Below are 11,647 nucleotides of genomic sequence, written 5' to 3'. Positions count from 1 at the left end.
CATCATTCGGAAGGGAACGCACATGGAACACTCCGCGGTTTCACCATCGTATAACTACACGGTGGTTCGGCAATTCACCATCATGTCGGTTGTCTGGGGGATTGTGGGTATGCTGGTGGGGGTCATTATCGCCGCCCAGCTTGCCTGGCCTGTCCTCAATTTTGAATTACCCTGGTTCAGCTTCGGCCGGTTACGGCCGCTGCACACCAATGCGGTGATTTTTGCCTTTGGTGGCTCGGCCCTCATCGGCACCAGTTACTATGTGGTGCAGCGTACCTGCCAGGCAACCTTGGCGTTTCCCAAGCTGGCCGCTTTCACTTTCTGGGGCTGGCAGGCGGTGATTGTGGCCGCGGCCATCACCTTGCCCATGGGCTATACCAGCAGCAAGGAATACGCCGAGCTGGAATGGCCCATTGATATCCTCATCACCCTGGTCTGGGTGGCCTATGCCATCGTTTTCTTCGCCACCATTGCGCGACGCAAACAACCCCATATTTACGTGGCCAACTGGTTCTACGGCGCCTTTATCATTGCGGTAGCCCTGCTCCATGTGATCAACAACATCGCCATTCCCGTCTCGGCGATGAAGTCCTACTCCGTCTACTCCGGGTCCATCGATGCCATGGTGCAGTGGTGGTACGGGCACAATGCGGTGGGCTTTTTCCTGACCGCGGGCTTCCTGGGCATGATGTACTACTATGTGCCGGTACAAGCCCAGCGCCCGGTCTATTCCTACCGGCTTTCCATCGTCCATTTCTGGGCCCTGATCGCCGTGTATATGTGGGCCGGCCCCCACCACCTGCACTACTCCTCCCTGCCCGACTGGGCCCAGTCCGTGGGCATGGTGTTCTCTATCGTCCTGTTGGCGCCCAGCTGGGGCGGCATGATCAACGGCATGATGACCCTGTCCGGGGCCTGGCATAAGTTGCGCACGGATCCGATCATCCGCTTCATGATCGTGGCCCTGTCCTTCTATGGGATGAGCACCTTCGAAGGCCCGATGATGTCCATCAAGACGGTCAACGCCCTGAGTCACAATACCGACTGGACGATCGGCCATGTGCACTCCGGCGCGCTCGGCTGGGTGGCCATGATCACCATTGGTGCCATCTACGTGATGATTCCCCGCCTGTTCGATCGCAAACAGATGTATTCCGTTGGCTGGATCAATGCCCACTTCTGGTTGAGCACCATCGGTACCGTGTTGTACATCGCCTCCATGTGGGTGTCCGGGATCATGCAGGGCCTGATGTGGCGGGCAGTCAATACCGATGGCACCCTCACCTACAACTTCGTGCAGGAACTGGTAGAGCGGCAACCGTTCTACGCCATCCGTCTGCTCGGCGGGGTGGTGTTCTTCGCCGGCATGGTGCTGATGGCCGTCAATGTCTACAAGACCATCGTTGGCGAACGTGACACCCGCGGTGACAACAACGTGCTGCAGGCTGCCTGAGGAGACCGACATGTCCAATGCCCATGAAAGAGTGGAAAAGAATGTCGGCCTGATGATCGTGCTGACATTGATCGCGGTAAGTTTTGGTGGCCTGGCGGAAATCGTGCCCTTGTTCTGGCAGAAAGCCACCACCGAGCCGCTGGAAAGCCTGGAGCCTTACACCGCCCTGGAAATGGAAGGCCGGGATATCTATATCCGCGAAGGCTGCCACGTTTGCCACACGCAGATGGTTCGGCCCCTGCGTGCAGAAACCGAACGCTATGGCGCCTATTCCGTGGCTGGCGAAGACGTGTGGGAGCATCCCTTCCTCTGGGGCTCCAAGCGTACCGGCCCGGATCTGGCCCGGGTGGGACTGCGCCCGATCACCGAGCAATGGCACCGTGAGCATCTGCGTGATCCGCGCCAGGTCGTGCCGGAATCCAATATGCCCGCTTACCCCTGGTTGCAGGAAACGCCGGTGGACTGGAGTGATACCGAACGCACCCTGCAACTGTTCAAGGACACCTTTGGCGTCCCCTACAGCGAGCAGGACATTACCGAGCAGTTGAACAAGATCGAGGGCGAATGGGCCGATGCCACGGAAGAAGATGCCCTGGTTGCCTATCTGCTTTCCCTCGGCCAGGAACGTAAGGAGGCCTCACAATGAGCTATCAAGCCCTGTTCACGCTGGTCTTCTTTGTGGCGTTTATTGCAATGACCCTCTGGGTGTACCGGCCCAGCCGCAAGAAAGACTACGAAAAACTCGCACACATGGCCCTTGAGGCTGATCGCCGCAAAGAGAGGGATGAGCAATGAGTGATTTCTGGAGCTGGTTCATCATCATTATTGTTGCCATCAATCTGCTCGGCTGTGCGGGGCTATTGCTGTGGAACAATCAGATTTCTCCGGAGGAAGCGGCCAAGGAAACCACTGGCCACAGCTTTGACGGGATTCAGGAACGGAATGCGCCCCTGCCCCGCTGGTGGCTGTTCCTGTTCATCGGCACGCTGATCTTTGCCTGCATCTATCTGGCGCTGTACCCGGGCCTGGGCAAGTTCGAAGGCCTGTTGGGCTGGAGCAGTTCCGGCCAGTATGAAAAGGAAGTCACCCTGGTAGCGCGGCAAACCGACCCGTTGTTCGAAGAGTTTGCCAAGGTGCCGGTGGAAGAATTGATCGAGTACCCGGAAGCCCTGGCTGTGGGGGGACGGCTGTTTGCCAATAACTGCGCCATTTGTCATGGCTCGGATGCCCGTGGGGCCAAAGGCTATCCGAACCTGGCAGATAACGACTGGCTCTATGGGGGTGAACCCAAGCAGATCATTACCAGCATTGCCCAGGGGCGCACCGGCATGATGCCCCCCATGGCCGCGGCCATCGGCAATACCGATCAAGCCGTGCGCGACATGGCCATTTATGTGCAAAGCCTGAGCCGACCGGATCTTGCCAGGGATGCGCAGAAGGCCGCCGCCATTGAGCGGGCGAAGCCTAAATTTGCCGTCTGTGCCGCATGTCACGGGCAAGACGGCAAGGGGATTCAGGCCATGGGCGCGCCAAACCTCACTGACACCACCTGGCTCTACGGTCCACGACTGGAGGATATCGAAACGACGATCCATGAAGGCCGCAAAGGGGAAATGCCCAAGCATGAGAATCTGCTCAGCGATGAAAAGATTCATGTGATTGCGGCCTACGTTTACAGCCTGTCCCACAAGCCAGCTCCGTAACGACAGGCCATTGTCGCGGCCCCACAGGGGCCGCCGACAGGGCCAGTCGGTGGATCACGCCAGCCCCCTTAGAGGTGCGTAATGAGTGAACGCGACCGCATCAAAACCGTTGATGACAGCCCGGAAGCGCAGGGGCCCATCAGTCTCTATGCCAAACGCAAACGGATACAGGTCAAATCCATCAGCGGTCGTTTCCAGCGTATTCGGGATTTCACCATCCTCAGCACCATGGGGCTCTACCTGGCTCTGCCCTGGGTTCGCTGGGACGGGCAGCAGGCGGTGCTGTTCGACCTGCCCAACCGGCAGTTCCATATTTTCGGTCTGACGCTGTGGCCGCAGGATTTCCTGTTCCTTTCCTGGACCTTGATCATTGCCGCTTTTGCCCTGTTCTTCTTCACGGTTCTGGCCGGACGTGTCTATTGCGGCTATGTGTGTCCGCAGACGACCTGGACTCGCTTTTTTCAATGGATTGAGCAGTTATTTGAAGGTGACCGGCACAGCCGCATCAAGATGGATGAGGCTCCCTGGACCCTGAGCAAAGTGCTGCGCCGTGGCAGCAAGCATGTCATGTGGCTGGCCCTGGCATTTCTTACCGGTCTCACTTTTGTCGGTTACTTCTCCCCCATCACGGATCTCACCGTGCGCATCTTCAGCTTCAGCTGGGGAGGCTGGGAGCTGTTCTGGGTGGCTTTTTTTACCGTCGCCACCTATATGAATGCCGGGTTCATGCGCGAACAGGTGTGTCTGTACATGTGTCCCTATGCCCGTTTCCAGAGCGTCATGTTCGATCGCGAAACCCTCATCGTTTCCTATGATGAAGCCCGGGGCGAACCCCGTGGCAGAGGCAGCAAAAAGCGGCAACAGGGCACACAGGAAGTAGAAAAAGGCGACTGCATAGACTGCGGGCTGTGTGTCCAGGTTTGCCCTACCGGCATTGATATTCGCGATGGTCTTCAATATGAATGCATTACCTGCGCGGCCTGCATCGACGCCTGCGACGATGTGATGGACCATATCGACAAGCCCCGGGGGTTAATCCGCTATACCACCGAGAATGCCCTGGAGGGCAAGGAATCCCGGGTCATTCGTCCGCGTCTGGTCGGCTATGGGATGGTGTTGTTGGCCATGGCCACCCTGTTCATGGTCACTCTCTATAATCGGGTGCCCCTGCAGGTCGATGTATTGCGCGATCGTAATCAGCTGTTCCGGGTTGCCAGCAGTGGGCGCGTGGAAAATGTCTATCGACTGGAAATTCTCAACAAGGGTCAGGATGCCCACCGCTACACATTGACTCTGGAAGGCCCTGAGGGGCTGCGCATGGAGAACCGTACCGAATTTACCATTCAGCCCGGCCAGCATTTATCCTTGCCGGTCACCGTCAGTTACGACCCCTATGAGGTGGAGATGCCCTCATCCACCATCTGGTTTTCAGTAAGGTCACTGGACGACCCGGACCTGGAGAAGCAGCATGAATCACGTTTCATCACCCCCCGTGGATGATCGCCCCTGGTACCGGTATCCGCTGTTATGGCTGGCCATTCTGCTGCCCGCCAGCTCGGTGGTTGCCGGCCTGACCACCCTGTATATCGCTGTGATCAATGCAGACGCTCCCGTGGTGGACGAGTGGTACAAGGAAGGCCGCGGCATCAACCGCTCCATGGAGCAGGAACAGATTGCCGCGCGCCTGGGCATTGGCCTGGTACTGTCCCAGGTGGGTGCAGGGGTGCAGGCCAGGTTGACCAGCGACGCCGGCATCCCGGCGCCGGCGATGATCAAGGTGGCACTTCGTCACCCTACCCTCAAGGAAAAGGATGTCTTGCTGACGCTGCATCATCAGGGCAGCGGAGTATTTCGGGGCGATGGTGTCCTGCCTGCGTCCGGGCGTTTCATCGCTACCGCATCCACGCCGGAGGGCCACTGGCGTTTGTACCAGAACGGCACCATTGAAGACGGCACCGTGAGTCTGGGTCACGTTACGACACCATGAACCAGCGACTCGCCCCACCCTGCTGGCACTGCGGGCAACCTGCCCCTTCTGGCGCCTTCATTGCGCGCACCCCGGAAGGAAAGCGCGATGCCTGCTGCCCGGGCTGTGCGGCCGCCATTGAAACCATTTATGGCATGGGCCTGGATGATTACTACCGAATCCGCCAGGACGATGCTCCGGCGCCGGATGCTCGCCGTGCTGAACTGGATCTGGCCCTGTTCGACATTGCCGATCTGCTCGCGCCACACTGTACCCCGCTACCGGATGGCCAGCGTCTGCGACTGCAGCTTAGCGGGCTCACCTGTGCCGCCTGCAGCTGGCTGATCGAAAAAACCCTTTCCGCACAACCGGGTGTGAAGCGCGCCAGCGTCAATCTGGCGGGCATGACACTGACCGTGGACTATCAGGGCACTCCCGAGGCCCGTGAAACCGCCCGTCGAATCCAACAGTTGGGTTATGGCGTGAGCCTGCCCGGCGACCCCGCTGCCAGTGCCGCCAACCGGCGGGAGCACAAACGGCTCCTGGGCCGGCTGATACTGGCGGGTCTGGGCGCCATGCAGGCCATGATGTATTCCATGGCCCTGTATATCGGCGTGTTTGATGGCTCCGATGCGATTTATGAGTGGGTCTTCCGGCTGGCCAGTTTCCTTGTCGCAACGCCGGTGGTGTTTTACGCCGGCTGGCCTTTCTTTCAGGGCGCCTGGCGAGGACTGCGCAATCTCAACCTGACCATGGATACCCCCATCGCGTTGGCCCTGTTTCTGGCCTGGGGCGGCAGCCTGGTTGCCATGTTCGCCGGTGGTAGCCATGTTTACTTCGACTCCGCTGCCATGTTCGTTTTCTTTCTGTTGATCAGCCGCTGGCTGGAGCACCGGCAGCGCCAGGCGATCCATGCCGGGTATGCTCGGCTTGGCGATACCCTGCCCCGGGCGGTTCGGCGACTGCGTGGGGATCAGCCAGAGTGGGTCAGCCTGCGTCAGGTGAGGGCCGGTGACCGGTTGTTGCTGATACAGGGGGATGTGATTCCGGTGGATGGGCGCATTGTCGATGGCCAGGGCAGTTTCGATGAAGCGGCACTCACCGGGGAGTCCCTACCCGTGAATCGGGGCCATGATGCCCGGCTGGTGGCCGGCGCGCGCCTGCAAGAGGGGGCAATCACTCTGGAGGCCGAGTGCGCTGCTGATCACAGTCAGATTGCCCGTATCGCCGAGCAGGTGGAGTTGGCCAGCCGCGAGCGTCTGGACGTGGTCCGCGACTGGCATCGTATTGCCCCGCTCTTTACCGCTGCCGTGTTGTTCCTGGCCACCTTTACCCTGGTGTGGCATTGGCCCGCCGGGCCTGGCGAGGCCTTTGATCATACCCTGGCGGTACTGGTGATTACCTGCCCCTGCGCCCTGGCCCTGGCGGTGCCACTGACGCTCTCGGCCACTTTGGGGACCGCCTTGCGCGAAGGCGTGCTGGTGGCATCCCCTCGCCAGCTGTTGCGACTGCCACAGATTGGCGGCGTGCTGTTCGACAAGACCGGCACCCTGACCAAGGGCGCCTTTTCCTTGGTAGAGAGCCAAACACTCGGCAGCGTTTCGGAGGCCGAGCTGCTTGCCATTGTCGCCGCCCTGGAATGGAATAACCCGCATCCGCTGGCACAGGCTTTCCGTGACATGGAGCGGGATCCCCAGGTCACCGCTGTCCAGCCGGACGGCAACGGTATCAGTGGTGTGCGTCACGGACAGCAATGGCGTATCAGTGGTGCGCCAGAGCAGGCGCGCCCGGGCACCACCTGCCTGCAACTCACCTGTGACCACACAGTGCAGTTGTATCTATGGCTACAGGACAGTCTTCGCCAGGAAAGCGTGGCGGTTACCCGGGCACTCCGGGCTCAGGGTCTGCAGGTACGCATGGCAACCGGCGATACCGCGGCTGCCGCCGAGCCGGTAGCTCGGGCATTGTCGCTGGAGCAGTGGCATGCCGGCATGCAACCCGCGGACAAGACCCGCTGGCTCACGGAACTGCAAGCCGACAGGCCCCAGATGATGGTCGGTGACGGCATCAACGATGCCCAGGCCATGCTCGCTGCAGACGTGTCGGTGGCCACTGCCAACGCCACCAGCCTGGCCCAGCGGGCGGCAGGCCTGTATCTGCTTCAGGATAACCTGCATGCCATTCCTGCCCTGCCCGCGCTGGCCCGCTGTTGCCGACGTATCGTTCGGCAGAACCTGACCTGGGCCCTGCTCTACAATCTGCTGGCGGTTCCCTTTGCTGTCGCCGGCTGGATTCCGCCCTGGGCAGCAGCCCTGGGCATGTCTGCCAGCTCGCTACTGGTCACCCTCAACGCAACACGGGTTAGCCGATGGAAATTGTCCTCCTGTTGATACCTCTGGCCTTGCTGTTTCTGGGCGGAGCTATCTGGGCGCTCTTCTGGGCCCTGCGCAAGGATCAGTTTGATGACCTGGAGAATGCCTCCTGGCGCGTGGTGTTCGAAGACCGGGAGCAGCGCAAAAGCGTCCCGGGGACACGTGATGACACGGCGGCTGACAGGGACGAAAGGAATGAAAGGGGCGACGGGGAGTGATGATGCCGGAAGCCTCGCAGTCCCTGCTGGCATTGCTGGCCAGTGCCATGCTGTTGGCCAGTGCCGGCAGTGTTCACTGCATCGGCATGTGTGGCGGCATTAGCAGTGCCCTGACTTTCTCGATTCCGGAGCCACAACGACGGGGCAAAGCCCTCTGGGGCTGGCAGTTACTGTTCGGCACCGGCCGGGTATCCACCTATGTTCTGCTCGGCAGCCTGGCAGGAACGCTGGGCAAGACCCTGCTGGACTGGCTGCCCGGGCCCTCCATGGCGGTGGGTCTGGCCCTGTCCGGGATCCTGATGCTGCTGCTCAGCGGGTATCTGTTAGGGCGCGGCGTGTTGCTGAAGAAACTGGAGGGTGTCGGTGCCGGATTATGGCGTCGCCTGCAGCCGCTGACCCGTCGTCTGCTGCCCGTGGATCACCCGATAAAAGCCCTGGCACTAGGCGGGCTATGGGGGCTGCTGCCCTGCGGGCTGGTGTACACGGCGCTGGCGTTGTCCATCACCTCTGGCAGCGCGTTGTCAGGCGCCCTTGTCATGCTCTGCTTTGGCATCGTCACCGTGGTGCCGGTGGCCACCACTGGCGTTATCGCCTCCCAGCTGCAGCGCTTTCGTTCCGGGCCATGGCCCAAGGTAGCGGCGTGCCTGACTCTGATGCTGGCCCTGGTGTTCTTCTGGCAGGCCTGGTCCATGGGTCAGGGCGGTCACGCTGGCCATCATGGTGCCACAGGGCCCGCCTCCGATATGTCTCACCACCATCAGCACCATCATTCCGACCCTTGATCCAGGTCAACATTGGGCCCTGACAGCTGGCCATAATGGGCAAAACCACTCAACAGGAGAGAGAGTGTGGCCACCTGGGACAAAGCATTGATCAGCCAGTATGGCGGTCCGGGACCGCGTTACACCTCTTATCCCCCTGCGCCGCAATTCCATGAAGAGATCAGTGAGGAAGAGTGCTCCCGGGCCATTGCCGCCGGAAATACTGCCCGTCGCCCTCTTTCCCTGTATGTGCATGTGCCCTTTTGCAGCACGGTCTGTTACTACTGCGCCTGCAACCGTATCGTCACCGCCAATCGCGGCCGGGCGGGGGAATACCTGAGCCGGCTGAAGCAGGAAATCGGCCGTCGCGCTGCCCGGGTGGATAGCCAGCGTCCGGTGACCCAGATCCACTGGGGCGGTGGCACTCCCACGTTTCTGAGCGATGCCCAGATCACCGAACTGGTCTATTACATGGCCCGGCACTTCACCCTGCGCGAAGACGACCGTGGTGACTATGCCATCGAGATTGATCCACGAACCGTGGATCAGGCGCGCCTGGGCCTGCTGCGTGGTCTGGGTTTCAATCGCATCAGTCTGGGTGTCCAGGATCTGGATCTTCGCGTGCAGCAGGCCGTCAATCGCGTCCAGCCCTATGAAATTATTCGCCAGACCATGGAATGGGCACGGGACTTCGGCTTCAAATCCATCAATACCGATCTTATTTACGGTCTGCCCTGGCAGTCAGAGTCCAGTCTGGCCAGGACCCTGGAGCAAATTGCCGATCTGCGACCGGATCGTATCTCGCTCTACAATTACGCCCATCTGCCGGCGCGATTCAAGATTCAGCGTCAGATTCCCGACATGGCTCTGCCGAGCCCGGATGAAAAGCTGGCCATGTTTGTTCGGGCCGGCAGGATTCTGCAGGATGCCGGTTATGTGTTTATCGGTATGGATCACTTTGCCCTGGAAAATGATGAAATTGCCGTCGCTCAACGTAATGGCCTGCTGCATCGCAATTTCCAGGGATACACCCTCCATGGCGATGCGGATCTGCTGGGTTTTGGGGTCAGCGCGATCAGTCAGATCGGCAACCTTTATGCCCAGAACATGAAATCATTAAGTCAGTGGTCTGACGCCATTGATCAGGGTCATTCTCCCATTGAGCAGGGCTATCTGCTGGATCGCGACGACCAGATGCGACGGGATCTGATCATGCGACTACTGTGCGACCTGTATGTAGATATGAAGCTGTTCAGCGAACAGTGGCAGATCAATTTTCCCGACTACTTTGTGGACGCTCTGGGGGCATGGGTGGAATTCGAGGCGCAGGGGCTGGTCCGGGTCGATCAGCACCGTCTGGTGATCACGGACCGGGGCCGACTGGTCAGCCGGGCACTGGTGATGCCGTTTGACCGTTATACCCAGAACGAAGCCAGACATCGCTTCAGTCGTATCATCTGAACCTTGTACGTTTGTTGTTCACCCTGCCCTATACTGTAAGGTGAAATTTGCACTACGCAGCCATCAACCGGAGTCGCACCGTGTCCCACCATGTTTCCTGCAATGATTGCAGTCTGAGCCCCATCTGTCTTCCCCTGGCAGTGGCGCCGGCACAGCTTGACGAGCTGGATCGCATCATTCACCGGGGCCGCCCCCTGAAGCGCGGCGAGCACCTGTTTCGCGCGGCGGATGATTTCCAGGCGGTCTACGCGGTCCGCTCCGGCGCGCTGAAAACCTATGTGCTCAGCGATGAAGGCGACGAGCAAGTCACCGGGTTTTATCTGCCCGGGGAAGTGCTCGGTATGGATGGCATCAGCACCGCTCACCATGTTTCCAACGCCAAGGCCCTGGAAACGGCCACGGTGTGCGAAATCCCCTTCTCCAAACTGGAAATGTTGTCCCAGCGGATTCCCACGCTGCAACACCATTTCTTCAGCTTGATGAGCAACGAAATCCGCTCCGACCGTGAGCTGCACATGCTGCTCAGCAAGAAGAACGCGGATGATCGTGTGGCATCGCTACTACTGTCCATGTCAGCGCGCCACCAGCGGCGCGGGCTCAGTGAGCGGGTTTTTCGCCTGCCCATGTCCCGCTACGACATCGCCAACTACCTGGGCCTGGCGGTGGAAACGGTCAGCCGTATTTTTACCCGTTTCCAGCAGAACGAATGGCTGCGCGTGGAAGGCCGGGAAGTGGAAATCCTGGATCGCCGCAGCCTTTGCGGTGAGCGGCAAAATCTGGAGGCCAGTCTGTGAACGCCCCCGTTCTGGCCATTCTCGATAGTGACCTGAAAGCGCCCCAACCGGCGCTGCACAAGGCGCAGCAAATTGCGGATGCCAGTCAGCGGCCACTGCATGTGCTGGTCAATGCCTATTCGTCTGCCATGGTTCGGGCTGTCGGTATCGACCAGGAGCGGCAAAACGCCGCCAGGCAGCAAATTCATGGCGCCTGGGAGAAACGGATCCGCCATCTGACGGACCGGGAGGATGGCGAACTTTCCATTCTCTGGCAGAAAGACAGCATGGAGGCGCTGCGCGATAGCATTATTGCCCTGCAACCCGGCATGGTCGTGGTCCACACCAGCGCGGAAACCGGGCTTCGCCGGCACCTGTTTACCCCCCGGGATTGGCAGCTGATCCGCAAGGCACCCTGTCCGGTGCTGTGCGTCCATGGTCGTGCCTGGTCCTCATCGCCGAGGGTGCTGGCTGCCCTTGACCCGGGCAACGAGGCGCAGCAGGACGACCCGCTGGCCATCCGGGTGCTTGATGCGGCAAATGAGATTGCCCTCCACCTGGGTGGGAGCCTGCGCGCTTGCCATGTCCTGGATGAAATGGACGACAGCATGATTATGCTGGTGGGCGAGGCAATCCCGGATTACGCCGGTGGCATGGATGAGGTGCGTCGCTTCTACCGGGAGCGCTTTCTGAAATTCGGCGCCGCCCATGGGCTTGGGCCGGATCAAATGACGACCCTTACCGGCCCGGTCGCAGCAACCCTGGGCAAATATTGTGACGACCAGGACATGGATGTGCTGGTGGTCGGCACCGTGCACCGCAACCTGCCGGAGCGGGTATTGCTGGGTGCCACTGCGGAATCTGTAATTACCCGTGCCAGCGCCGATGTGCTGGTGATCAAACCCGAAGGCTTCCAGGGTCCCTGGCAAGCCTGATTCAG

Annotated in this window: 12 protein-coding genes; all 12 read left to right on the top strand. The window is 60.2% G+C overall.

Annotated elements, in window-relative coordinates; translation table 11 throughout:
• The first annotated feature begins 22 nt into the window (after positions 1–22).
• The 12 genes from ccoN to C4S63_RS04715 all read left to right on the top strand — a co-directional run bounded on the left by ccoN (position 23) and on the right by C4S63_RS04715 (position 11,642).
• Complete coding sequence (gene ccoN / locus C4S63_RS04770) at positions 23–1,453, top strand: cytochrome-c oxidase, cbb3-type subunit I (RefSeq protein WP_103916861.1); 1,431 nt, start codon at positions 23–25, stop codon at positions 1,451–1,453.
• Between the two features lie 10 nt (positions 1,454–1,463).
• Positions 1,464–2,099: a cytochrome-c oxidase, cbb3-type subunit II gene (ccoO, locus tag C4S63_RS04765; protein WP_103916860.1), complete on the top strand. Its 636-nt coding sequence runs from the start codon at positions 1,464–1,466 to the stop codon at positions 2,097–2,099.
• Positions 2,096–2,248, top strand: coding sequence for a cbb3-type cytochrome c oxidase subunit 3 (locus C4S63_RS04760; protein WP_062817332.1), 153 nt, complete (start codon positions 2,096–2,098; stop codon positions 2,246–2,248). Before ccoO ends, C4S63_RS04760 begins: the two co-directional genes overlap by 4 nt.
• Positions 2,245–3,156: a cytochrome-c oxidase, cbb3-type subunit III gene (ccoP, locus tag C4S63_RS04755; protein WP_103916859.1), complete on the top strand. Its 912-nt coding sequence runs from the start codon at positions 2,245–2,247 to the stop codon at positions 3,154–3,156. Before C4S63_RS04760 ends, ccoP begins: the two co-directional genes overlap by 4 nt.
• A gap of 81 nt (positions 3,157–3,237) precedes the next feature.
• Complete coding sequence (gene ccoG, locus C4S63_RS04750; protein WP_063525740.1) at positions 3,238–4,656, top strand: cytochrome c oxidase accessory protein CcoG; 1,419 nt, start codon at positions 3,238–3,240, stop codon at positions 4,654–4,656.
• Entirely contained in the window at positions 4,625–5,143 is a 519-nt protein-coding gene (locus C4S63_RS04745) for a FixH family protein (RefSeq protein WP_062817329.1), read from the top strand. Before ccoG ends, C4S63_RS04745 begins: the two co-directional genes overlap by 32 nt.
• Complete coding sequence (locus tag C4S63_RS04740) at positions 5,140–7,512, top strand: heavy metal translocating P-type ATPase (RefSeq protein ID WP_103916858.1); 2,373 nt, start codon at positions 5,140–5,142, stop codon at positions 7,510–7,512. The genes C4S63_RS04745 and C4S63_RS04740 overlap by 4 nt, the downstream gene beginning before the upstream one ends.
• Positions 7,491–7,712 (top strand): cbb3-type cytochrome oxidase assembly protein CcoS, encoded by a 222-nt coding sequence (gene ccoS, locus C4S63_RS04735; protein WP_082810888.1) that lies wholly within the window; start codon positions 7,491–7,493, stop codon positions 7,710–7,712. Before C4S63_RS04740 ends, ccoS begins: the two co-directional genes overlap by 22 nt.
• Positions 7,712–8,494 (top strand): sulfite exporter TauE/SafE family protein, encoded by a 783-nt coding sequence (locus C4S63_RS04730; RefSeq protein WP_234999948.1) that lies wholly within the window; start codon positions 7,712–7,714, stop codon positions 8,492–8,494. The genes ccoS and C4S63_RS04730 overlap by 1 nt, the downstream gene beginning before the upstream one ends.
• A 66-nt stretch (positions 8,495–8,560) precedes the next feature.
• Positions 8,561–9,934, top strand: a complete 1,374-nt coding sequence (gene hemN, locus C4S63_RS04725) for an oxygen-independent coproporphyrinogen III oxidase (RefSeq protein WP_103916856.1) — start codon at positions 8,561–8,563, stop codon at positions 9,932–9,934.
• Positions 9,935–9,981: 47 nt separating this feature from the next.
• Positions 9,982–10,728, top strand: coding sequence for a fumarate/nitrate reduction transcriptional regulator Fnr (fnr, locus tag C4S63_RS04720; RefSeq protein WP_103916855.1), 747 nt, complete (start codon positions 9,982–9,984; stop codon positions 10,726–10,728).
• Positions 10,725–11,642 carry a universal stress protein gene (locus C4S63_RS04715; protein ID WP_103916854.1) on the top strand — a complete coding sequence of 306 codons (918 nt, stop codon included), beginning with the start codon at positions 10,725–10,727 and terminating at the stop codon, positions 11,640–11,642. Before fnr ends, C4S63_RS04715 begins: the two co-directional genes overlap by 4 nt.
• Positions 11,643–11,647 lie beyond the last annotated feature (5 nt).

This window comes from Alcanivorax sp. DSM 26293 (assembly GCF_900107995.1).
GTDB lineage: Bacteria > Pseudomonadota > Gammaproteobacteria > Pseudomonadales > Alcanivoracaceae > Alcanivorax.
The sequence above is the reverse complement of the archived record's forward strand: the minus strand, read 5'-3'. Positions and strand labels throughout refer to the sequence as shown.

Excerpts from the sequence above, each read along its gene's own strand:
- ccoN (WP_103916861.1), top strand. The coding sequence starts at position 23 with ATGGAACACTCCGCGGTTTCACCATCGTATAACTACACGGTGGTTCGG.
- ccoO (WP_103916860.1), top strand. The coding sequence starts at position 1,464 with ATGTCCAATGCCCATGAAAGAGTGGAAAAGAATGTCGGCCTGATGATC.
- C4S63_RS04760 (WP_062817332.1), top strand. The coding sequence starts at position 2,096 with ATGAGCTATCAAGCCCTGTTCACGCTGGTCTTCTTTGTGGCGTTTATT.
- ccoP (WP_103916859.1), top strand. The coding sequence starts at position 2,245 with ATGAGTGATTTCTGGAGCTGGTTCATCATCATTATTGTTGCCATCAAT.
- ccoG (WP_063525740.1), top strand. The coding sequence starts at position 3,238 with ATGAGTGAACGCGACCGCATCAAAACCGTTGATGACAGCCCGGAAGCG.
- C4S63_RS04745 (WP_062817329.1), top strand. The coding sequence starts at position 4,625 with ATGAATCACGTTTCATCACCCCCCGTGGATGATCGCCCCTGGTACCGG.
- C4S63_RS04740 (WP_103916858.1), top strand. The coding sequence starts at position 5,140 with ATGAACCAGCGACTCGCCCCACCCTGCTGGCACTGCGGGCAACCTGCC.
- ccoS (WP_082810888.1), top strand. The coding sequence starts at position 7,491 with ATGGAAATTGTCCTCCTGTTGATACCTCTGGCCTTGCTGTTTCTGGGC.
- C4S63_RS04730 (WP_234999948.1), top strand. The coding sequence starts at position 7,712 with ATGATGCCGGAAGCCTCGCAGTCCCTGCTGGCATTGCTGGCCAGTGCC.